This window comes from Marinobacter sp. C2H3 (genome assembly GCF_037080155.1).
GTDB lineage: Bacteria > Pseudomonadota > Gammaproteobacteria > Pseudomonadales > Oleiphilaceae > Marinobacter.
This window is the reverse complement of record NZ_JBBBNZ010000001.1, coordinates 106346-128152: the sequence shown is the minus strand read 5'-3', so window position 1 is coordinate 128152 and position 21807 is coordinate 106346. Positions and strand designations below refer to the sequence as shown.

The following is a 21807-nucleotide window of genomic DNA, read 5'->3' as shown; positions in this document are numbered from 1 at the left end:
CACAAACAAACACTTTTTAATTCGGCCCTCATATTCTATAACTGTGCGGGTTTATAGAAGAACCTGAAGGTTTGTGTTACAACCCTCTGTTCGAAAACAAGACAGTCGCTGAGCGCAAGGCAGTTGCATAATGGATGACAACTTCGAGAACCTGAAGATCATGGTGATCGACGACAGCAAGACCATTCGTCGCACCGCGGAAACCCTGCTTAAAAAAGTCGGCTGTGAAGTGATCACCGCGACGGATGGCTTTGACGCTCTGGCCAAGATCGCCGATTCCCAGCCGGACATCATCTTTGTCGACATCATGATGCCCCGCCTGGACGGCTACCAAACCTGCGCACTCATCAAGAACAATTCCTCTTTCAAAAAGACGCCGGTTATCATGCTCTCCAGCAAGGACGGGCTGTTTGACAAGGCCAAGGGTCGTATCGTCGGCTCTGACCAGTATCTGACCAAACCGTTCAGCAAGGATGAGCTGCTCAACACGATCCGCCAGTATGTGCCCCAGGCGGAACAGTAAACCTGCTCAGATCAAGAACCATCGAGGAAACCATGGCCCGCATTCTCATTGTTGACGATTCCCCCACCGAGGTTAAGAAGATCTCCACCATCCTGGAGAAGCACCAGCACGAGGTGCTCACCGCCGACAACGGCGCCGATGGTGTCGCCAAGGCCCGTGCTGAAACGCCGGACCTGGTGCTGATGGACGTGGTCATGCCCGGCTTGAACGGCTTCCAGGCCACTCGCCAGCTGACCCGCGCCCCGGAGACCGCCTCCATTCCGGTGGTCATCGTCACCACCAAGGATCAGGAAACCGACCGCGTGTGGGGCACCCGCCAGGGCGCCAAGGGTTACCTGGTCAAACCGGTCAACGAAGACGATCTGATCAAGACGATCAACAGCCTGATCGCCTGAACCCGGAGTATTCATGTCCCCCCAGGCCGCCTCACCGTTCGCCCTACTCTCGGACATCGCCCAGCGCAGCCGGAGTCTGGCCGCCGGCCTGCCAGAGCAGCAGGAAGCCGTCGATCTCTGGAACGGCATCGGTTTTGTGCTGTCCGGCCACCGTTACGTCGCCCCCATGGGCGAGGTGGCGGAAATCCTGCACGTGCCCCGGTTTACCCACATCCCCGGCGTCCGGTCGTTCCTGATGGGAGCGGCCAACGTGCGCGGGCGGCTGCTGCCGCTGGTGGACCTGGCCGGATTCTTTGACATTCCCCGCTCCTCCCGCAGCCAGCGGGAGCGCCGCGTTCTGGTCGTCGAACAGGGCGACATCTTCAGCGGCCTGGTGGTCGACAGTGTGCTCGGCATGCAGTATTTCGCCACCGACAGTTTCCGGGACACCGCAGACGGTGTGCCTGACCGCGTTCAGCCGTTCGTCTCGGGCGGCTACGAGCGCAACGAAGAAGTCTGGAACGTGTTCTCCGCCGCCGACCTGGTGAACGATGAGCGTTTTCTGGACGTTTCACAGTGGTAAGGGTGACGACACTGGCAGGAACGTCCCCCTGACCGTCTGATCTTTGACATAACAAACTTGCCAATCGCTAGAAAGGCCGGGAGCCAGAACATGAAAAACAGAGCAGGAAGACTCGGTATGGGACAGGGAGGCAACCGTCTGATTGCCGGCCTGATCGCAGGACTGATCGCACTGACCGTGCTGCTCGTCGTCGTGCTGTTCATCATCAACAAGAACAGCCAGAACGATCAGCGCTACATCGCGCACGCCGCCGAACTGCGGGTGCTGTCGCAGGCCATCGCCAAGAACGCCACCGAGGCGGCTGGTGGTACCGCCTCCGCCTTCGACCAGCTGCGCAACTCCCGGGACGAGTTCCAGAAGCTCTGGACCTACGTGACCGAAGGCAACCCGGATACCGGCCTGCCCCCCAGCGAGATGGCCCAGACCAGCGGCGTCCAGACCACCTGGGATTCCGTGCGTGAAAGCGCCGACAAGGTGCTGTCCACCAAGGACGCGGTACTGAGCCTGCATGACGTGGCCCAGACGCTGAACGAGAACATCCCGCAGCTGCAGGTGGAATACGACGACATCGTACAGATCCTGCTGGACAACAAGGCGCCGGCGGAACAGGTTGCCCTGGCCCAGCGCCAGTCCCTGCTGGCCGAGCGGATCGTCCGCTCCGTCAACAACGTTCTCTCCGGTGACGAAGACGCGGTCATCGCCGCCGACCGTTTCGGCCGCGACGCCAGCCTGTTTGGCCGGGTCCTCGAAGGCCAGCTCAAGGGCAACCAGGCCATGGGCATCTCCAAGGTCACCGACGAGGACGCCATCTACGGCCTGCAGGCGGTCTCCGAGCTGTTCCAATACGTCTCCCAGAACGTCGACGCGATTCTTGAAGCCTCTCCCGACCTCTTCAAGGCCCGCACCGCCGCCAGCAACATCTTCGACAACTCCGAGCAACTGCTCGCCGGGCTGTCCACACTGGCCACGGACTTCCGCGCTCAGGCCCAGTCGAGGTTCATCAGCCCGACCCTGGCCTTCTTCATCCTAGCCGGCATGGTCGCTATCGTTGTCGCCATCGGCCTTGTGCTGTACCGCGAAGCCCAGGCGCGCCTGGCCACCACTCAGGAGCAGAACGAGCAGAACCAGAACGCCATCCTGCGACTGCTGGACGAACTGGCCGACCTGGCCGACGGTGACCTGACCACGGAGGCCACGGTTACCGAGGACTTCACGGGCGCCATCGCCGACTCCATCAACTACGCCATCGACCAGATGCGCGGTCTGGTACAGGCCATCCGGGGCACCGCCGAGCGGGTTGCCTCCGCGGCCCAGGAAACCCAGGCTACGGCCATGCATCTGGCGGACGCCTCCGAGCACCAGGCCCAGGAAATCGCCGGCGCCTCCGCCGCGGTGAACGAGATGGCCGTGTCCATCGACCAGGTGTCCTCGAACGCCGCCGAATCCTCCGCGGTAGCCGAGCGGTCGGTTGCGATCGCGAAAAAAGGCGCCGAGGTGGTGCAGAACACCATCCGGGGCATGGACAACATCCGTGAGCAGATCCAGGAAACCTCCAAGCGGATCAAGCGTCTGGGTGAATCGTCCCAGGAAATCGGTGACATCGTATCCCTGATCAACGACATCGCCGACCAGACCAACATCCTGTCCCTGAACGCCGCCATCCAGGCGTCCATGGCCGGTGACGCGGGCCGGGGCTTCGCGGTGGTTGCGGACGAAGTACAGCGGCTGGCAGAGCGGTCCTCCGCCGCCACCAAGCAGATCGAAGCACTGGTAAAGACCATCCAGTCGGACACCAACGAGGCGGTTATCTCCATGGAGCACACCACCGCCGAGGTGGTCCGTGGTGCTCGCCTGGCCCAGGACGCCGGTATCGCGCTCGAGGAAATCGAGAACGTGTCCATGTCCCTGGCGGAACTGATCCAGAACATTTCCAATGCGGCCCGTCAGCAGTCGTCCTCCGCGTCGCATATCTCCACCACCATGAACGTCATCCAGGAAATCACCTCCCAGACGTCCTCCGGTACCAACGCGACCGCCAAGTCGATCGGTAACCTGGCGGAGATGGCCTCGGAGCTGCGTTCCTCGGTGGCCGGCTTCACCCTGCCGGAAGAAGACCTCGCCGACGAGGCCCTCGAAGAGGACAGCGACGTACCGGTGGTGGGCTGACGCGCAGCCCCGGGCAGTTGACGGACCATGGCGCAGACCCACAACCCGCTATGCACCGCCGAAGGGATCTGGTCCCTGCGCCGACTCCCAGACATGGACGAGGCGCAGTTCAGCCAGTGGCAGGCCCTGCTGGAGCATCGCACCGGCATGACCCTGTCCTTCGAGCGGCGCTCGTTCCTGGAGACCAATCTGGGCATCCGGATGCGGGAGATTGGCTGCAGCAGCTACCAGGCCTATTACGAGCAGATTGTGTCCGGACCGGACGCCGTCCGGGAATGGTCCACTCTGGTGGACCGGCTGACGGTGCAGGAAACCCGGTTCTTCCGGGATCCGGATGCCTTCCGGCTGGTGTCGGACTACATCCTGACCCGGCCCCGGGAACAGCTCCGGCGGCGGCCGCTGGAAGCCTGGAGCGTTGGCTGTTCCACGGGCGAAGAGCCCTACACCCTGGCCATGATTCTCAACGAATGCATGACCGAACTGGCACTACCGCCCCTGTTTGGCGTGACTGGCTCGGACATCAGCAAGCCGGCCATCGACAAGGCCCGACGGGGGCAGTTCAACCCCCGCAAGCTGCTGGGGGTGGCCGAGGACCTGAAAACGCGCTACTTCCACCCGTCGGAGCGCAACACGGTAGAGATTGCGAACGGTCTCCGCGACCGGGTGTGTTTCACACGGCTCAATGTGCTGGACCTGGCCGACGCACCGATGCACGGCATGAACATCATTTTTTGCCAGAACCTGCTGATCTATTTTCGCCGTTGGCGCCGGCGTGAGATCGTCAAACGACTGGCAGAGCGGCTGGCGCCCGGGGGGCTCCTGGTGCTGGGGCAAGGCGAGCTGACCGACTGGCAGCCGCCTGGCCTTCAACGGGTTCCCTCTGAACATGTCCTGGCGTGGATCAAACGCCAGGCCGACGACGAATAACCGGAGTGGTTATGGGCAATCACCATGACAGCATCGCCCTGGACTGGGTTCGGGGTGAAATACAGGACACGCTGACCCAGGGTCAGCATGCGTTGGAAGCGTATGTCGAGAATCGCGACGACACCGCGCGCCTGCGCTTCTGCCTGAACTATCTCCACCAGGTGCATGGCACCTTGCAGATGGTCGAGCTCTATGGCGCGGCCCTGCTCACCGAAGAGATGGAGAAGCTGACCCAGGCGCTGCTCAACGACACCGTCACCAGCGTGGACGAGGCCGTCGACGTATTGATGCAGGCCATCCTTCAGCTGCCCCAGTATCTCGAACACCTGACCAGCAGCCGGGACGATTTCCCGCTGATCCTGCTGCCCCTGCTGAACGATCTGCGCGCCGCCCGGGGCGAAGCGCTGCTGTCCGATACCTCCCTGTTCAAGCCGGATCTGAGCCGGGCGCACATCCGGGTGAGCCCGAAAGCGGCCCAGCGCCTGCAGGACCCAAACGTGCTCGGCCATGTTCGCAAACTCCGGCAGATGTACCAGTTTGCCCTGGCCGGCGTGGTCCGCGAAGACGACCTGCCGTCGCACTTCGATTACCTGCAGAAGGTCATTGCACGCCTGATCCGCCTCTGCCAGAAAACCCCGCGGGGCGAGCTTTGGCGGGCCGCCGGCGCCTTTGTGGAAACCCTGCAGGCACAGGTCAACCCGGTCAACGCCGCGGTGAAATCCCTGCTCCGGGAACTGGACACGGAAATTCGCCGGCTCAGCGACGAGCACGCCCGCGCCCTGCAGTCCCCGGCGCCCGAAGCCCTGCTCAAGCACCTGCTGTATTACGTCGCCCGGGCCCGCGATCTTGATACGCCTCAGGTCAACGCCGTCCGCACCGATTACCAGCTTGCCGAGGCGCTGCCGTCCGAGGACGATGTGGACGCCGCCCGCACCCGCGCCTCCGGCCCCGGCCGGGAGGCCATCCACTCGGTGGTGGGCGCGCTGAATGAAGAACTGGCCAAGCTCAAGGACCAGCTTGACCTGTTCGTACGCTCGGACCTGCGCCAGAACGCCGAGCTCGAAGATCTGCTGCCGGGCCTGCATCTGGTGTCGAACACCCTGGCGGTGCTGGGCCTCGGCATTCCCCGTCGGGTGGTGAACGAACAAGCCGAACTGGTGCAGCGCCTGATCGGGCAGGCCGAGCCCGCGGACGACGGCACCCTCATGGACATCGCCGGCGCCCTGCTCTACGTCGAAGCCAGCCTGGCCGGCCTCGACAACGATCTGTCGATTGGCAGCGCCGAGGACGACGGCACCAGTGCCGCTCTCAACCTTGGCTCCCGGGAACTGGACGACGCCAGCAGCGCGCTGCTGAGGGAATCCCGCAACACCCTCGAACAGGTCAAGTCGGCCATCGTCAACTTCATTGCGTCCCAGTGGGATACCCGGGAAATCGACCACGTGCCCGGGCTGTTGCACAGCATTCGCGGTGGCCTGGCACTGATCCCGCTGGACCAGGTCTCGGACATGCTCGGCTGTGCCGAACGCTACGTGACTGACGTGCTTCTGGGCAGCCGCCAGGTGCCAGACTGGAAACAGCTGGATACCCTCGCGGACGCGGTGACCAGCATCGAGTACTACCTGGAGCGTCTGGCCGAAGGCATCGGTGAAAACGACGGCGTGCTGCGGGTGGCAGAGGACAGCCTCACCTCTCTCGGGTTCCCCCCCGGCGCCGAGCCCACCTGGCAGGCTCCGGACACCTCCGTCGCGCCCCCGGTACTCAGTGATTCGGCCGAGCCCGACGTCGCCCCGGAGCCGGAAGCCGTCAAAGGCTCCGACGACACCCTGCTGGACGACGAGATCCTCGAGATCTTTGTGGAAGAAGCCGGCGAAGTGCTGGAGACCATCCACGAGTTCTACCCAAGGCTGCGCCAGGACCACAGCGACCGTGAGGCGCTGTCTGAAGTACGCCGGGCCTTCCACACGCTCAAAGGCAGCGGCCGACTGGTGGGCGCCACCAGTATTGGCGAACTGGCCTGGTCGGTGGAAAACCTGCTGAATCGTGTGATCGATCAGACCGTCCGGCCCACCGACGAGCTGTTCGGCCTGATTGACGACGTCAATGACCGCATTCCGGGCCTGATTCAAGAATTCCGCACCGGTGACGTTCATGGTGATGTGGCCGGACTTATCGCCCGGGCCGAAGCCCTGGCGGACACCCGCCGGGCCGACGACACAGCGGCTCTCCGCGCCGACGGCGACGCCGCAGACGCCGGCGACGGCGCCGAGGTCACGATGGGCGCGACCGAGGACAACCAGGAGGAAGTTCCGCCGGCCACAGAAGCCCCTGCCGTGGCTTCCGACGCCGACGACGACCTGATCGACGACGACATTCTGGAAATCTTCATTGAAGAGGCCGGCGAAGTTCTTGATACGGTGCGGGAATACTTGCCCATGCTGCTGCGGCAGCACGATGACCGCAGCGCCCTGACGGAAATCCGGCGCGCGTTTCATACCCTCAAGGGCAGCGGCCGCATGGTCGGCGCGCTGGTGGTTGGCGAGCTGGCCTGGGCGGTGGAGAACATGCTCAACCGGGTGATCGATGGCAGCGTGTTCATGAACGACGACATCGCCCGCCTGCTGCAGGACGTAACCGATGCGCTACCGGCGCTGGTCAGCGACTTTGAACACCGCCGCCCGGCCTCCCAGGAAACGGGCGGCTTTGAGGCCCGTGCCCGCGCCCTGGCCAACGGCGAGATTCCTGACGCCAGTGTCATGCCGACCGCCGAAACACCCCTGCCGGGCGACCACGAGGCCGCCACCATCGAAGTGGCCGAAGAAGACGAGCTCGACCCGGTGCTGCTGGACATTTTCCAGAGCGAGGCGGAGACCCATCTTCAGACCCTGCGGGACTATGTGGCCGCCGCCGGTGATAAAACCAGCACAGCCTACACCGACGACCTGTCCCGCGCGCTGCATACCCTTAAGGGCAGCGCCAACACCGCCGGCATCGAACCGATTGCCCGGGTAATCACGCCGCTGGAACACTTCGTCAAGGAATCCCGAGCCCAGAACCGGCGAGCGGACCAGCCGGTCATCGAGCTGATTCGCCAGGTCTGCGAATTTCTCGATCAGGGCCTGGCTCAGATCCAGAACGCGCCCCAGCAGACTCTGGCTGGCACCGACGATTTCCTGGCCCAGCTTGAGGCGCTCGCCAGCGGCGGCCGTGACGGAGCCAGCGCCGAACGGGACGAGCCGGCGGAGCAGAGCCGTGCCCAGCTGGTGGAACTGTTCCTGAACGAGGGGCTGGACATCGTTCTGGACGCCGAGCGCATTCTTGACGAGTGGGCCGCCGCCCCCGAAGACACCGGCCCCGTCACCCGCCTGCGGGACGAACTGGGCCATCTGACCCTGGGCGCCGCCGACGCTGGCCTGGCCGACGTCTCTGAACTGGCCGGCGCCCTCCGGGACGCCTACGCCGCCAATTCAGCCAGCGATCAGTCTCCGACGGACGGTTTCTTCGAGGTGGTTCGTGAGGCCCACGAACAGCTGATCAACATGATGGACCAGGTGGCTGCTGGCCTCGCCACCCACGCCGACCCCACCCTAGTGGATGAGCTGCGCCGATTTGCCGTGGCCGCCGCGCCCCGGGAAGACGACCCGTTCGACCAGGCCTTCACCGACGATCTGGATGTCATCGACCGCAGCCTGGACGACGACAGCGCCGAGGCCACCAGCGATTCTGCCGCGCCCGACGATGATTCTCTGCCACCGCTGCCGGAAACCGACGAATCCGACGACAGCGACATGGACGACGAGCTGGCCGCCATCTTCCTGGAGGAGGCCCGGGACCTGGTCAACAGCACTGCCGACGCTCTGCAGCAGTGGAGCGAGGACACCGGAAACACGGATCTGCTGCGCCTGCTTCAGCGGGATTTGCACACCCTCAAGGGCGGCGCCCGACTGGCCGACATTGGGGCCGTCGGCGACCTCTCCCACGAACTGGAAACCCTGTTCGAGGGGCTAACGGACCAGCGCCTGGCGATCAACCCGTCCCTGTCAGACCTGTTGTTCCGCAGCCACGATCGCCTGGCGAGCATGGTGGAGGCCATGGAGGCCGGCCAGGCCCCGCGCCCGGCACCGGACCTGATCAGCGACATTCGCGCCTACATGGCCGAAGCCCGGGGCGAGCGGCCCACCACCAATGTGGGCGACGCCGGGACCGCCGCCGACACGGAACGCGATACCCCGGCCGCGAACGGCGGCGAATCCCTGGCGGATCTGGATCCGGAACTGGTCGGCATCTTCCTGGAGGAAGCCTATGACCTGGTCAATTCCACCAGCAGCGCGCTGCACACCTGGAGCGAGGACCCGACCAATACCCAGGTCGCGGCCGAACTCCAGCGGGACGTACACACCCTCAAGGGCGGCGCCCGCATGGCCGGTGTTGACGCCATTGGCGATCTCAGCCACGTGCTGGAAGACCTGTTCGAACGGGTGGCCGACGGCCGCCTGACCGCCTCCGGCACCATGATGGAACTGTTGTTCGCCTGCCACGACCGGCTCGCCTCCATGGTGGACCAGGTGGCCACCCACAAGCCCTGCCCGCCGGCGACCGACCTGATTCATCAGGTTGAGGGGATTCTCCGGGGCGACACCGGCCCGGCACCGACCGAGGAATCGATCGATGACGACCTCGACTGGGACAGCGACACGGTGGGCCCGGCCCTCAACGAATCCCTGTCGCCGGCGCCGGCGGACGACGACCTGATCGGCATCTTCCTGGACGAGGGCGTGGAAATTCACGACGCGCTGCTCGAATGCCTGAGCCAGTGGCGGGAACAGCCCGATGAATTGGCCGGCGTCACCCGGCTTCAGCAGGAACTGCACACCCTCAAGGGCGGTGCCCGCCTGGCGGATGTGGACGCGGTGGCGGAGCTGGCCGAGGCCTGGTCCGACGCCCTGGATCCGGTGCTGGCCGGCGACGTTGAACCGGCACGCATGCTGCCGGTTAGCGACCGCGCGGTGGTGGCTCTGCGAGCCATGCTGGACAGCCTGGAGAGCGGCCAACTGCCGACCGTGGCACCGGAGCTGGTGGCGGAGTTTACCCGGCCGCCGGAATCCGGCGCCGACCAGGTTCAGACCGACGCTGAGGCGCAGGACGCGTCGGTGGATCCGGAAGTGCTGGAGATTTTCCTGGAAGAAGCCGGCGAGCTGCTCGACCAGCTCGAACGCCTGCTGGCCGACTGGCAGAAAGAGCCGGCCAACCACGATTTCAACCAGGAAGCCCAGCGCGCCCTGCACACCCTCAAAGGCGGCGCCCGCCTGGCGCAGCTCAAGACCCTGGGCGACCAGGCCCACGAACTGGAGACCCGCCTGATCGACCTGGGCGGCAACGCGCCGGAAGCGGCGGACTGGCAGGCCATCACCGGGGAATACGACCGGATCGGTGCCCTGGTCGCCGAGGTGCGAGCCCGGGCCCAGGGCGGCGACGCTCCGGCGCCAGAGGCGCCAGCCGCAGAGCCAGCGCCGGTGGAGCCCGTCGATACCGCACCATCCAGCCCCCCGGCGGCGCCGGAAGCACCGGCCCCCAAACCCGCCGCCAAGCCAGCGCAACCCCGTCGCCAGGGCAGGGACAACCAGCGGGCCCAGGAAACCATCCGAGTCTCCGCGCCACTGCTGGACGACCTGGTCAACCTGGCGGGCGAAACCAGTATCACCCGGGGCCGGCTGGAAACCCAGACCAGCGATTTCAGCCACACCCTGGATGAAATGGCCGCCACCATCGAGCGTCTGCGGGAACAGCTGCGGCGCATGGACATCGAAACCGAAGCCCAGATCCTGTTCCGGGCGGAGCAGGAGCACGGCCCGGACTACGGCGACGATTTCGATCCCCTGGAAATGGACCGTTACTCCTCCATCCAGCAGCTGTCCCGGGCGCTGACCGAATCCTCATCGGACCTCGCGGATCTGCGGGAGACCCTGTCCGACCGGGTTCGGGATACGGAAACGCTGCTGGTGCAGCAGTCCCGCATCAACACCGAGCTGCAGGAAGGCCTGATGAAGACGCGGATGATTCCGTTCGCGTCCATGGTGCCGCGCCTGCGCCGGATTGTCCGCCAGATCAGCGGCGAGCTGGGCAAAAAGGTGGAGTTTGACGTCCGCAACGCCGAAGGCGAGATGGACCGCAACATCCTTGAGCGGATGATCGCGCCCCTGGAGCACATGCTGCGCAACGCCCTCGACCACGGCATCGAAACCCCGGAGGACCGCCTCAAGGCCGGCAAGCCGGACACCGGGGAAGTGGTGCTGTCCCTGACCCGCGAAGGCGGCGACGTGGTGCTGCGGATGATGGACGACGGCAAGGGCATCCCCACCAAGGTCATCCGCGACAAGGCCATCCGCCAGGGCATGCTGGGGGCTGACGAAGACCTCAGCGACCGGGAAATCCTCCAGTTCATCCTGCAGCCGGGCTTCTCCACCGCGGAGAAAGTCACCCAGATTTCCGGCCGGGGCGTGGGCATGGACGTGGTCGCCAGCGAGATCAAGCAGCTCGGCGGCAGCCTGGACATCGACTCCGCCCTGGGCCGCGGCACCACCTTCACCGTGCGCCTGCCGTTCACCGTCTCGGTCAACCGGGCGCTGATGGTCACCACCGGTGAAGACTTCTACGCTATCCCGCTGAACACCATCGAGGGGATTGTGCGGGTCAGCACCTACGAGCTGGAAGAGTATTACAAGCCGGACGCGCCACTGTTTGAATACGCCGGCCAGCACTACCGCCTGCAGTACCTCGGTGGACTGCTCAACAGCGACCACCAGCCCAAGCTCCAGGGCCAGGCGCTGCCATTGCCGGTGATCCTTGTGCGGGGCGCCGAGCAGCCCATGGCGCTGCAGGTGGACAGCCTGATGGGCAGCCGGGAAATCGTGGTGAAATCCCTCGGGCCCCAGTTCAGTTCCGTGCGTGGCGTGTCCGGGGCGACGATCCTCGGGGACGGCAACGTGGTGGTCATCCTCGACCTGCCGGCGATGATCCGGTCCGACATTCTGTCCGAGCGCCAGCGCCTGGCCAGCCTCGAGAAAGCCCGCGATGCGGCCCGCTACGAGCAGCAGGTCACCACCGTTATGGTCGTGGACGACTCGGTCACCGTGCGCAAGGTGACCTCGCGGCTGCTGGAGCGTAACGGCATGGAAGTGATCACCGCCAAAGACGGCCTGGATGCCGTCGCCCAGCTGCAGGACCACCATCCGGACATCATCCTGCTGGACATCGAAATGCCCCGGATGGACGGCTTCGAAGTGGCCAGTTTTGTTCGCCACGACGAACAGCTCAAGCACACGCCGATCTGCATGATCACCTCCCGGACCGGTGAGAAGCACCGGGAGCGGGCGCTGGCCATCGGCGTCAATGAGTACCTGGGCAAGCCGTTCCAGGAAGCGGAGCTGCTGGCCACCATCCAGCGACTGACCGGACACGAGTGATGACCGGTCAGTCAGGCCGCCCCCGGGTCGGCATTGTCTCTGACGTGGTGCTGCAGCGACACCGGCTGCAGACCGCCACCGCCCGCTTTGGCCTGGATGTGAGCTTCTCCGGCGATCCGGAGCGGCTGCAGCTGTTTCCGGCGCTGCCGGACGCGGAATTGTGGCTGGTGACGCTGGCCGACGAGGCGGATCATCCGGCGTTGTTCGATCATCTGCTGGAGAACACCGAGGCGCCCGTGCTGTTTGGGCTGGACCAGGCACCGGGTACCGGCTCCCCCGATTATGCCCGCTGGGAGCGGCGCCTGCTGGGCAAGCTGGAACAACAGCTTGGCCAGCTTGAAGAACTGGATTCGGAAGACGCCCTGGCCCAGCTGGAGTCCCAAGCACCGGCGGCCGACGTGGCCCTGCCCCGCTGGATTCCGCCGGCGGCGCCTGGTTCCCTGGCGGAAGATGTCTGGGTGCTGGGCGCGTCCCTGGGCGGGCCGGAAGCGGTCAAACGGTTCCTGGATCACCTGCCGCCGGGTTTGCCTGTTGGCTTTGTCTACGCCCAGCACATCGACGGCCACTTTGCCGACGTGCTCACCCGGGTGCTGGGCCGCCACGCCCACTACACCTTCAAATCTGCCCGGGCCGGTGACCGCATCCACAACGGCGACGTGGTGATGATGCCGGTGGACCGGCAGTGGACCCTGGACGACGCCGGCGGGCTGACCCCCGGCACCGGTCCCTGGCCCGGCCCCTACGGCCCCTCCATTGACCAGGTGATGCTGAACGTGGCCGAGCACTATGGGCGTCGCTGTCACGCCATCCTGTTTTCCGGTATGGGCAACGACGGCGCCATCGCGGCGCCGGCCCTGCACCGCCGCGGCAGCCGCATCTGGGTCCAGGAGAGCGCCAGCTGTGGCAGCAGCGCCATGCCCGAGGCCGTGGCCGCCACCGGCTGCGCCAGCTTCTGTGGCCCACCCGAAGCCCTGGCCCGGGAACTGGTCCGAACTCTTGAAGACGGTTGCCTGTTGCGGGCCCGTCAGAAACGCGATTCCGCCTGAGGACACACCGCCATGAGCGACAACCGCCAACTGCTTTCCTGCGTGATGATCCCTGTGAACGACCGCCAGCTCCTGCTGCCCAACGTGTCCATCGCCGAAGTGGTGGACTATCAGGGCGAGGATGCAGGCCCCCGGTCGCCGGACTGGCTGGTGGGTTATCTGCCCTGGCGCGGCCTGACGCTCCCGGTGGTGTCCTACGACGCCGCCAACGGCGGCACCCTGGCCGTGCCCGGCGACAACCGGGGCCGCATCGTGGTGCTCAACACCATTGGCGAACATCACCAGAGCGTTCCGTTCATGGCCCTGGTCACCCAGGGCATCCCCAGCCAGGCCCGGCTGACCGAGGAAGACCTGCATCCGGCAGACGGGGAGCCGGGGCCGGCGGACCTGATGAGCGTGTCCGTGGACGGGGAGAACGCCTGGATTCCCAATCTGGAATACCTCGAATCCCTGGCCGCCGAGGTCCGGCGCTGAGCAATACCGACCCTGGCGGCCACTTTTCTGACCGCTCTGGCGACGACGCCGGGAAATGTTATAATGTTTCATTATTTCCCGGAGTTCCCTCATGGCACGTTCGCCCCTGGCCTACCGCCCCCACAACCACAACGCCTGCATTGATGCCGCCCTGGACCACGCCAGGGTTCTCTGTCAGCAGCGCAATGCCCGCCTGACCGCCATCCGCGAGCGGGTGCTGGCCCTGGTCTGGCAATCTCACCGGCCGCTTGGCGCTTACGATGTACTGGCGGAACTGGCCCGCGGGGGTCAGCACGCCGCGCCACCGACGGTGTACCGGGCGCTGGAATTCCTGCAGCAGCACGGGCTGGTGCACCGGATTGCCTCCCTGAACGCGTTTGTTGGCTGCAGCCACGCCGGCGAGCGGCATCGCGGGTTGTTTTTGATCTGCCGCCGGTGCCGAAACGTGCTCGAGTTGACCGCGCCTCCCGTCAATGCGGCGGTCGAAGCCGCCGCCGGCGACGCCCACTTCCAGGCCGAGGACGTAACCCTGGAAGTGTCCGGGCTCTGCCCCACCTGCCAGACAGAGGCTGTCGATGACTGATCCATTGGTGAGTGTGAAGGGCGTGACGGTGCGTTTTGACGGCCGCGACGTGGTCCGGGACGTGCACCTGAGCGTGCATCGGGGCGACATCCTCACGGTGATCGGCCCCAACGGTGCCGGTAAGACCACCCTGATCAAAGCCCTTGTAGGCTTGCAGCCCGTCACCGCCGGGCAGGTGGTCCGGGCCAGCGATCTGGTGATCGGCTACGTGCCACAACAGCTGCACATCGAACCCACACTGCCGCTGACCGTCCGCCGTTTCATGGCCCTGAGTGGCCACGGTGACGGGCCCTGCCAGCAGGCCCTCGCCCGCACCGGCATCGGCCACCTGTCCGAATCGGCCGTCCAGCGCCTGTCCGGGGGCGAACGCCAACGACTGCTGCTGGCACGGGCGCTGGTGCGGCGGCCCGATCTGCTGGTGCTGGACGAGCCCGCCCAGGGCGTAGACATCAACGGCCAGGCCGCCCTGTACAACCTGATCCGGGATGTCCGGGACGAGCTGAACTGCGGCGTGGTGATGATCTCCCACGATCTGCACCTGGTGATGGCGGCCACCGACAAAGTCATCTGCCTGAACCAGCACGTGTGCTGCAGCGGGTTTCCGGCGGACATCTCCCGGGACCCGTCCTTTATCGAGACCTTTGGCCGGCCGGTGGCAGAATCCCTGGCGGTGTACCATCACCACCACAACCACGGCCACGACCTGCACGGCAACGTGGTCGGCCACTCACACGCCCCAGGACACTGCTCCCATGACCCCGTTTGACGCCCTGCTGGACGATTTTTTCTGGCGCGCAGTGATCGGCGGCGTCGGCATTGCCCTGGTAGCCGGGCCCCTGGGCTGCTTCGTGGTCTGGCGGCGGATGGCGTATTTCGGCGATACCCTCGCCCACTCCGCGCTGCTTGGGATTGTGCTCAGCCTGCTGCTCAGCCTGCCGGTGAACCTCGGGGTGATGGCGCTGTGCGTCACCCTGGCCCTGGTGCTGGTGGCGCTGAGCCGCTCCCGCTCCCTGGCCACCGACACCTTGCTCGGCATCCTGGCACACAGCGCCCTCGCTATCGGCCTGGTGACCCTGAGCTTCATGCCCTCGGTCCGGGTGGACCTGAACGGCCTGTTGTTTGGCGATCTGCTGGCCATGAACCGCCAGGATCTGATCTGGATTTACGGCGGCGCCGCGCTGGTGCTGCTGGTGCTGGCCCGGTTCTGGCGGGGGCTGCTGATGGCCACCGTTCATGAGGAGCTGGCCCGGGTGGAAGGCGTGCCGGTGGAACGGTTGCGGCTGGTGCTGATGCTGATGTTTGCCCTGGTGATCGCGGTGGCCATGAAGATGGTCGGCGTGTTGCTGATCACCGCGCTGCTGATCATCCCCGCCGCCAGCGCCCGGCGCCTGGCCGCCACCCCCGAGCGCATGGCGGTCCTGGCGGTGGGCTATGGCTGGCTGGCCGTGGGCGGCGGGCTGGCCCTGTCCTGGACCCTGGATACCCCGGCCGGCCCATCGGTGGTGGTGGCGGCGTTTGTGGCCTTTCTGCTGACCCAGGCCGCCACCGCCCGTTCGGCCTGAGCCGTCAAAGACAGCTCGAACGCGGCCGTCTGCCCGGCCTGACGCCAAAGTGGTCGATATTTCAGAAGTAGGCTAAGGTTGAGGCGACACGCTCGCTCCGAACGTTAGACACGAGGCTTCGCGCCCTTGGACACCGCTTCTGACCGGCCCGACCCTCTCCCAGCCTCTGATACCGGGCGGCGGGGGCGCTTGCCTGGCGCATGGTTGGCGCTGCTTATCCTGCTCACCGGCGCCGGCCTGACCTTCTGGCAGGCCAGGCTGGCCGCCGACCGCGCCAACACTCTGGCCGCGAGCCATCTTGACGCCACCCACGAACGCCTGGTCAAAGAGTTGCTGGCTCGCACCCTGGCCGCTCCCCCGGGCCCGGAAGAACCGGTGAAGCGCTGGCTGAGCGGTGTGTTTGCCAGCACGCTTCCCGCCGACGTCGGCCTTCGCATCGACACCCTGGACCGGCACACCAAATCGCCCCTGTGGCAACGGCAACTGCCTGAGCAGCCAGCACCAGAGCGATCTCTGCGAACCGAGGTGCACGGCCCGGGTTACCACTGGCTCGTCACCACCGCCCCGGCGGACCCGTCGTGGGCGCCGGCCCAACGCGCCCAGACCCGGGCATGGCTGGCCGGCGGCGTGCTGACCGTCGCCTTCGCAGCCCTGGCGCTGATCCTGTGCCGGTGGCGCGCCCGGCTGTATCAGACCCTGGCCCGACGGGACGGCGCCAACCAGCAGCTGTTACGGCAGCTGGCCGCCCTTCAGGTGGAAAAGACCGTCCTACGCCAGGCCCTGAACGACGCCGAAAGCCGCAGTCGGGACCTGGTGGCCCTGTCCGGGGCCCTGGTGTGTGAGCTGGACCCGGACGGCGTGATCGGTTTCGTGTCGCCCCAGAGCGCGGACTTGCTCGGGCAGGCGCCGGCGGACCTGGTCGGCCAACCCTTTACGGGGCATATCGCTCAGGCAGAGGGGAGCACCACGGACAACTTCCGGCGCACCCTGGCCGCCGCCCGCAACAGCGGCGAGATTGAACGGCTGGACCTGAGCCTGCGCCACGCAGACGGTCGCACAGTGCCCGTGACCGTTCGGCTGCGGGCGACCACGGCCGTCGACCAGGCACTCACCGGCTATCGGTTGACCGCTCTGGCCAATCCGTTTGCGCAACAGAGCGGCTGACGACCGCTGCCGGTTAAAGAGGCTGCACCCAATCCATCAGCCTCCCGGTCTCCAGCCCCTCCAGAAACGCCTCTCCCAGCCGCTCGCTCTCGGCCACCGCCCGGCGCCAGGCCCGCTCCCGGCCGGCGTCGTTGCCAGCGTAGCGTTCGAAATCCCGCCGGTCGGGCAGCTTGCCGTCCGGCAGCGCGGCCAGGTACTCCGGCGAGGGCGCCACCAGCAGCACATCCTTCAGGTGTTCGGCGGTGCCCTTACGCCAGCGCAGGGCCTTGTCGAACCAGCCCGGCACTACCCGGTCGGTGAAATGGGGAAACAGCACGATGCCCGGCTGTTGGTAGGGCAGGTCCAGGTGGTAATCCAGCAGGCCGCCGTCCCGGTAAACGCCGGCGGGGGCGCCCGGCAGGTCCCGGACCCCGGACATCACCAGGGGAATGGACGCGGACGCCAGCAGGGCCGGCCGCAGGTTCTCGGCGGTCAGTTCAATGCGATGGGTGGGGAAATCGGTCAGGTCTGCCAGCGGCACGGGGCTGCGGGGGTCCTGCACCAGCCCCCGGTCCATGAACCGGCCCAGATGGCGCCGACCGGCCAGGTTGGCGGCCACCACCTGGGCCAATCCGGTCAGCAGCCGGCCCCGCCGATCGTCCGCCAGCCGGCCGTGGCTGCGCACCACCAGAATGCCCAAACGGTACCACGGGTGGTCGAGCACTTGCTGTTCCCGGCCCGCCAGCAGCGACGCCAGGAACTCATCGCTTTTGCGGGTGACTTCTTCGGCGGTGACGCCCCGGTCGAAACGCTGGCTGATGTACAGCTCCGCCAGCCGCTCCAGCTGGACGGCGGGGTCGTCCGAGGAGGCCACGGCGGCAAACCGCCAGCTGCCAATGGAGGAGCCGATCAGCGCCCGCTGCTGCGGCACCCTGGGCAGCCACTGCCCAAAAACAGCTTTGTCCAGCCCGGTCAGGCCGAGGGCTTTGGGGCCGCCGGCAGCGCCCGGAATGACGTGGACGTCCGCCGGCGTCAAGGGCGCCTCCCGCAGTCGCTGGAGCGCCCGGTAACCGGCTTTTAGGGTGAGCGCCGGCTGGCGCAGGTGCAGTGCAGTCATGTCTGGCTCCGATGGCGAATGCCGGAAGTCTACCGGAGCGCCAGGCGACAGACCAAGTGCGGGCAGGAAGAGATGGCCTCCGGCCCGGCTTTCTGCTTAAGTAAGGGAAACGGTCCGGCACTGGCCCGGGTCGACCGTCCAGGATCCGCGTCAAGGAACGCCGGCCGAACGCAGGAGCGATGCGTGAACGTTTTTCCCCCTACGGCTTCCCTGGCGCCCACGCCTACCCTCGCGGTGTTGGGTTTCAAGAAACAGTTGGTCTACCACCTGCACTTCTGGGCGTTTGTCGCGGTGGCCCCGCTGGTGATGGTGCAATGGCGGGCGGGGCATCTTCTGCTGTCGTGGCTGCTGGTGCTGTTCTGCCTGAACGCCGTGCTGGTGATTGTGTTCCTTCGCTGGCGAAACACCTACTTTCTCAAGGGTCGACTGTTTCCGCTGCTGGCGGTGGTCAGTGCCACCTACTCGACGGCGATCAATGGCCACGCAGGTCTTTACTGGTCTTACCCGGCGGCGGCCGCGCTGTTTTTCCTGCTGCCGCTACGGGAGGCCATCGTCACCAACACCCTGTTCGTGACGGTGATGTCCGCGGTGTCGTTCGTGAAGTTCCCGGTCGCCGACTTCTGGCGCATCACCTTTTCCCTGGGCCTCACCTGCATCTTCTCCGGGGTCTTTGCCTGGCTGGTGGGGCGTCTGCAGCAGGAGCTGACCCGCCTGGCCACCACCGATCCGCTGACGGGTTGCCTGAACCGGTCCCAACTGGCCGACATCCTGAACCAGCAGATTCAGATGCGGGAACGCTACGAGCGGGTTTCCAGCCTGATCCTGCTGGACCTGGATTACTTCAAGGCGATCAACGACCAGTGGGGCCACCTGGCCGGGGACAAGGTGCTCAAGGAAATGACCCGGCGCCTGCGTAAAAGGCTGCGGGAGAGCGACCAGCTGTTCCGCATCGGCGGCGAGGAATTCATGGTGGTGCTGCCGGAAACCCGCCAGCGGGATGCGGACAGCCTGGCGCAGCAGTTGCTGTCGGCGGTCAGCGGTCGGCCGTTCCTGGACAACATCCGGTTGACCGCCAGCGCTGCCGTTGCCGAAGTCAATCGGGGCGAGACCTGGTCGGTGTGGCTCAACCGGGCCGATCAGGCGCTGTATGAGGCCAAGGCCCGGGGCCGGAACCAGGTGATCAACGCCGAACGGAGCGCTGAAACGCCTGATACGCCGAAAACATCTCCCACGGATGTTCAAAGTGCGGGTAGTGACCCACGTGTCGAAGGCTGACCACGTCGGCGCCTGGCACCAGTTCCCGGTAACGGGCGGCCATGGCGGCCCCCGAGACCGGGTCGGCGGCGCCGGAGATCAGCCGCAGGGGCTGACGGGCCGCCTGTAGCGCCCCCACCCAGCGGTTGCGGTGCAGCCGGCGTTCCTCCATGAAGCGGATGAGGTCTGGCAACACGGCCCGTCCGTTGTTGTAGGTCACCAGCATCCAGAAATCGTCCATGTCCTGATCGTCCGGCGGATTCTGGCTACCAAACAGCTGTCGGAAACTGTGTTCGAAGGCCCGGCGGCCCAGGGCCCGGCTGATCAGCCCGCCAAAGCGGCTGTGAAGGACTTTCTGGATCAGCAGGGGGCGGTGCATTTCCGGGAACAGCGCGCCGTTGAGAAAGCACACGCTGTCGAGGCCGAACGGCAATTGCCCTTCCTGCTCCCGGGCCATCAGTTCCTGGGCGACGCTGTTGCCGTAGTCGTGGGTGAGCAGGTGCACCCGACCCAGGCCCAGGCCTGCCAGCCAGCCCTGCACAAGGTCCGCCTGGTCTTCGATGCTGTACCCGTAGCCCAGCGGTTTATCGGACAGGCCAAAGCCCAGCAGATCCAAGGTGTAGACGGTGTACTGCTGGCACAGCATTGGCCACAGCCGGTGCCAGTCCCAACTGGCGGTCGGAAAGCCGTGCAGCAGCACCAGCGGCTCACCACGACCGGCCATGCGGCTGAAGATGGCGTGCTCGCCGTACCGGAACCAGCACCCCCGTTCCTGCCACGATTCAAGGCGTCCCTCGGAGGCGGCCAACGCCGCGCCCGCGCGCCCGGTCATGATCTGCTCCATGCATTTTTCCCGGCGACCAAACTGAGACTCAGACTTTAGCCCAAGGCGCCGTTTGCCGCCATGGGACGGGTGTGAACGGTTCGTCAGAAACGCAGTGGTCCGGCCGCCCGCGCGGTCCGTAAATCGTGGAGATGGTGGACAAATTGCCTTAAGCTTTTGGCCCCTGAACCTTAAGCCAGACCGGATACGATTATGAGCAACTCCCTCAACGATATCAGCGGCCACTACCGGGCCATTCTCCAGGGCCTGGGGGAAGATCCGGAACGCGAGGGCCTGCAGGACACGCCCATGCGCGCGGCCAAGGCCATGCAGTTCCTGACCCGGGGCTACCAGCAAGACCTCAACGACCTCGTGAACGGCGCGGTGTTCGAATCCACCATGGACGAAATGGTGGTGATCCAGGACATCGAGTTGTACAGCATGTGCGAGCACCATGTACTGCCGTTTATCGGCAAGTGTCACATCGCGTACCTGCCCCAGGGCAAGGTGCTGGGTCTGTCCAAGTTCGCCCGGATTGTGGATATGTACGCCCGGCGCCTGCAGATCCAGGAGAACCTGACCCGGCAGATTGCCGAGGCCGTTGAGCAGGTCACCAACGCGAAAGGTGTGGCGGTGGTCATTGAGGCCCGCCACATGTGCATGATGATGCGGGGCGTGGAGAAGCAGAATTCCAGCATGAAGACCTCCATGATGCTGGGTCAGTTCCGCAAGTCCCAGGCCACCCGCACCGAATTCCTCAACCTGATCAGCAACGCCCGCTGATTACCAGACTCGCGGAGAGCCCATGACCGATACCCGTGAATACCCGGAAGCCCGCGTCCGCATCAAGGACCTGCTGCTGCGGGCGTACATCGGCATCAAGGAAGAAGAGATCAATAACCAGCAGGACGTGGTGATCAACGTCGAGCTGACCTACGACGCCACCGAGGCCATCGAGCGCAATGAAATTTCCGCTGCGCTCAACTATCGGACCATCACCAAGCAGGTCATCGCCCACGTGGATGGCCAGCGGTTCGCCCTGCTGGAGCGGCTGACCCACGAGGTTCTGGGCATCGTCATGAGCCACGCACCGGTGCAGTGGGCGCGGGTGGAAATCGACAAGCCCCATGCGCTACGCTACGCGGAATCGGTGTCGGTTGCCCTGGAAGCCCGTCGCTGAGCGTCCGGCACGGGGCCGGGCGCCTTCCGGCCAACAGCGCCGGGCCTTGCCAAGCGCCCCATCCCGTGTCACCCATCGCCTGAGACCGGAGTCGCCGGTATGCCCCTGTCTTCCCCAGATCAGCTTCGAAGCCTGCTCGAGAACGTGCGTACCATCGCCCTGGTGGGCGCCAGCGAGAAAACCCACCGGCCCTCCCACGACGTCATGGCGTACCTGCAGAGGCAGGGTTACCGTGTGATCCCGGTAAATCCCCGGCTTGCCGGCAAGACCCTGCTGGGGGAAACGGTGGTCGCCGAATTGAAGGACCTGCCGGTACCGGTGGACATGGCCGATCTGTTCCTGGCCCCGGAACGCACCGACCCGATCATTGATGCCGCCATCGAGTTGGGCATCCCGGCCGTCTGGATGCAGATTGGCGTGATCAATTCCGCCGGCGCCGCGCGAGCCGAGGCGGCGGGCCTGCGGGTGGTCATGGACCGGTGCCCGAAGCAGGAAATTCCCCGCCTTGGGGTGCACACCCCTGCCGCCTGACCGGACAGACGGGAACAGAATCACGAACCGGTGATTTGCCGGCCGGCGGACCTGTCTC

18 protein-coding genes are annotated in these 21807 nt (G+C 65.7%); 16 read left to right on the top strand and 2 right to left on the bottom strand.

Annotated elements, in window-relative coordinates; translation table 11 throughout:
- The first annotated feature begins 130 nt into the window (after positions 1 to 130).
- The 12 genes from pilG to V3388_RS00470 all read left to right on the top strand — a co-directional run bounded on the left by pilG (position 131) and on the right by V3388_RS00470 (position 16865).
- Complete coding sequence (gene pilG / locus V3388_RS00525) at positions 131 to 523, top strand: twitching motility response regulator PilG (RefSeq protein WP_008175635.1); 393 nt, start codon at positions 131 to 133, stop codon at positions 521 to 523.
- Positions 524 to 555: 32 nt separating this feature from the next.
- Positions 556 to 918 (top strand): twitching motility response regulator PilH, encoded by a 363-nt coding sequence (gene pilH / locus V3388_RS00520; RefSeq protein WP_008939836.1) that lies wholly within the window; start codon positions 556 to 558, stop codon positions 916 to 918.
- Positions 919 to 931: 13 nt separating this feature from the next.
- Positions 932 to 1480: a chemotaxis protein CheW gene (locus V3388_RS00515; RefSeq protein ID WP_336365565.1), complete on the top strand. Its 549-nt coding sequence runs from the start codon at positions 932 to 934 to the stop codon at positions 1478 to 1480.
- A 90-nt stretch (positions 1481 to 1570) separates the two neighbouring features.
- Positions 1571 to 3646, top strand: coding sequence for a methyl-accepting chemotaxis protein (locus V3388_RS00510; RefSeq protein ID WP_336365564.1), 2076 nt, complete (start codon positions 1571 to 1573; stop codon positions 3644 to 3646).
- Positions 3647 to 3673: 27 nt separating this feature from the next.
- Positions 3674 to 4573, top strand: coding sequence for a CheR family methyltransferase (locus V3388_RS00505; protein ID WP_336365563.1), 900 nt, complete (start codon positions 3674 to 3676; stop codon positions 4571 to 4573).
- Positions 4574 to 4584: 11 nt separating this feature from the next.
- Entirely contained in the window at positions 4585 to 12036 is a 7452-nt protein-coding gene (locus V3388_RS00500; RefSeq protein WP_336365562.1) for a hybrid sensor histidine kinase/response regulator, read from the top strand.
- Positions 12036 to 13082: a chemotaxis protein CheB gene (locus V3388_RS00495; protein WP_336365561.1), complete on the top strand. Its 1047-nt coding sequence runs from the start codon at positions 12036 to 12038 to the stop codon at positions 13080 to 13082. The genes V3388_RS00500 and V3388_RS00495 overlap by 1 nt, the downstream gene beginning before the upstream one ends.
- Positions 13083 to 13094: 12 nt before the next feature.
- Positions 13095 to 13556, top strand: coding sequence for a chemotaxis protein CheW (locus tag V3388_RS00490; RefSeq protein WP_336365560.1), 462 nt, complete (start codon positions 13095 to 13097; stop codon positions 13554 to 13556).
- Between the two features lie 91 nt (positions 13557 to 13647).
- On the top strand, positions 13648 to 14139 hold the full coding sequence (locus tag V3388_RS00485; protein ID WP_336365559.1) for a Fur family transcriptional regulator: 492 nt from the start codon (positions 13648 to 13650) through the stop codon (positions 14137 to 14139).
- Entirely contained in the window at positions 14132 to 14905 is a 774-nt protein-coding gene (gene znuC, locus V3388_RS00480; protein WP_336365558.1) for a zinc ABC transporter ATP-binding protein ZnuC, read from the top strand. The genes V3388_RS00485 and znuC overlap by 8 nt, the downstream gene beginning before the upstream one ends.
- Positions 14892 to 15701: a zinc ABC transporter permease subunit ZnuB gene (gene znuB, locus V3388_RS00475; RefSeq protein WP_336365557.1), complete on the top strand. Its 810-nt coding sequence runs from the start codon at positions 14892 to 14894 to the stop codon at positions 15699 to 15701. The genes znuC and znuB overlap by 14 nt, the downstream gene beginning before the upstream one ends.
- A gap of 189 nt (positions 15702 to 15890) precedes the next feature.
- Positions 15891 to 16865: a PAS domain-containing protein gene (locus V3388_RS00470; protein WP_336365556.1), complete on the top strand. Its 975-nt coding sequence runs from the start codon at positions 15891 to 15893 to the stop codon at positions 16863 to 16865.
- A gap of 13 nt (positions 16866 to 16878) precedes the next feature.
- Here V3388_RS00470 and V3388_RS00465 read toward each other — a convergent pair whose 3' ends face one another.
- Positions 16879 to 17961 carry a patatin-like phospholipase family protein gene (locus tag V3388_RS00465; protein WP_336365555.1) on the bottom strand — a complete coding sequence of 361 codons (1083 nt, stop codon included), beginning with the start codon at positions 17959 to 17961 and terminating at the stop codon, positions 16879 to 16881.
- A 183-nt stretch (positions 17962 to 18144) separates the two neighbouring features.
- On the opposite strand from V3388_RS00465, the gene V3388_RS00460 reads away from it, so the two are divergent.
- The gene (locus V3388_RS00460) at positions 18145 to 19236 is read left to right on the top strand and encodes a GGDEF domain-containing protein (RefSeq protein ID WP_336365554.1); all 1092 of its coding nucleotides are present in this window, start codon (positions 18145 to 18147) and stop codon (positions 19234 to 19236) included.
- Here V3388_RS00460 and V3388_RS00455 read toward each other — a convergent pair.
- Positions 19142 to 20059: an alpha/beta fold hydrolase gene (locus V3388_RS00455; RefSeq protein ID WP_336365553.1), complete on the bottom strand. Its 918-nt coding sequence runs from the start codon at positions 20057 to 20059 to the stop codon at positions 19142 to 19144. The genes V3388_RS00460 and V3388_RS00455 overlap by 95 nt on opposite strands.
- Positions 20060 to 20251: 192 nt before the next feature.
- Here V3388_RS00455 and folE point away from each other — a divergent pair, with 192 nt between their 5' ends.
- The 3 genes from folE to V3388_RS00440 all read left to right on the top strand — a co-directional run bounded on the left by folE (position 20252) and on the right by V3388_RS00440 (position 21749).
- Positions 20252 to 20821: a GTP cyclohydrolase I FolE gene (gene folE / locus V3388_RS00450; protein ID WP_336365552.1), complete on the top strand. Its 570-nt coding sequence runs from the start codon at positions 20252 to 20254 to the stop codon at positions 20819 to 20821.
- A 22-nt stretch (positions 20822 to 20843) separates the two neighbouring features.
- Positions 20844 to 21218 carry a dihydroneopterin triphosphate 2'-epimerase gene (gene folX / locus V3388_RS00445; protein WP_336365551.1) on the top strand — a complete coding sequence of 125 codons (375 nt, stop codon included), beginning with the start codon at positions 20844 to 20846 and terminating at the stop codon, positions 21216 to 21218.
- 99 nt (positions 21219 to 21317) lie between these two features.
- Positions 21318 to 21749 (top strand): CoA-binding protein, encoded by a 432-nt coding sequence (locus V3388_RS00440; protein ID WP_336365550.1) that lies wholly within the window; start codon positions 21318 to 21320, stop codon positions 21747 to 21749.
- Positions 21750 to 21807: the final 58 nt, after the last annotated feature.

Excerpts from the sequence above, each read along its gene's own strand:
- V3388_RS00495 (WP_336365561.1), top strand. The coding sequence starts at position 12,036 with ATGACCGGTCAGTCAGGCCGCCCCCGGGTCGGCATTGTCTCTGACGTG.
- folE (WP_336365552.1), top strand. The coding sequence starts at position 20,252 with ATGAGCAACTCCCTCAACGATATCAGCGGCCACTACCGGGCCATTCTC.
- V3388_RS00500 (WP_336365562.1), top strand. The coding sequence starts at position 4,585 with ATGGGCAATCACCATGACAGCATCGCCCTGGACTGGGTTCGGGGTGAA.
- V3388_RS00485 (WP_336365559.1), top strand. The coding sequence starts at position 13,648 with ATGGCACGTTCGCCCCTGGCCTACCGCCCCCACAACCACAACGCCTGC.
- pilH (WP_008939836.1), top strand. The coding sequence starts at position 556 with ATGGCCCGCATTCTCATTGTTGACGATTCCCCCACCGAGGTTAAGAAG.
- V3388_RS00510 (WP_336365564.1), top strand. The coding sequence starts at position 1,571 with ATGAAAAACAGAGCAGGAAGACTCGGTATGGGACAGGGAGGCAACCGT.
- V3388_RS00440 (WP_336365550.1), top strand. The coding sequence starts at position 21,318 with ATGCCCCTGTCTTCCCCAGATCAGCTTCGAAGCCTGCTCGAGAACGTG.
- znuB (WP_336365557.1), top strand. The coding sequence starts at position 14,892 with ATGACCCCGTTTGACGCCCTGCTGGACGATTTTTTCTGGCGCGCAGTG.
- V3388_RS00515 (WP_336365565.1), top strand. The coding sequence starts at position 932 with ATGTCCCCCCAGGCCGCCTCACCGTTCGCCCTACTCTCGGACATCGCC.
- V3388_RS00505 (WP_336365563.1), top strand. The coding sequence starts at position 3,674 with ATGGCGCAGACCCACAACCCGCTATGCACCGCCGAAGGGATCTGGTCC.
- V3388_RS00455 (WP_336365553.1), bottom strand. The coding sequence starts at position 20,059 with ATGGAGCAGATCATGACCGGGCGCGCGGGCGCGGCGTTGGCCGCCTCC.
- V3388_RS00490 (WP_336365560.1), top strand. The coding sequence starts at position 13,095 with ATGAGCGACAACCGCCAACTGCTTTCCTGCGTGATGATCCCTGTGAAC.
- znuC (WP_336365558.1), top strand. The coding sequence starts at position 14,132 with ATGACTGATCCATTGGTGAGTGTGAAGGGCGTGACGGTGCGTTTTGAC.
- pilG (WP_008175635.1), top strand. The coding sequence starts at position 131 with ATGGATGACAACTTCGAGAACCTGAAGATCATGGTGATCGACGACAGC.
- V3388_RS00465 (WP_336365555.1), bottom strand. The coding sequence starts at position 17,961 with ATGACTGCACTGCACCTGCGCCAGCCGGCGCTCACCCTAAAAGCCGGT.
- folX (WP_336365551.1), top strand. The coding sequence starts at position 20,844 with ATGACCGATACCCGTGAATACCCGGAAGCCCGCGTCCGCATCAAGGAC.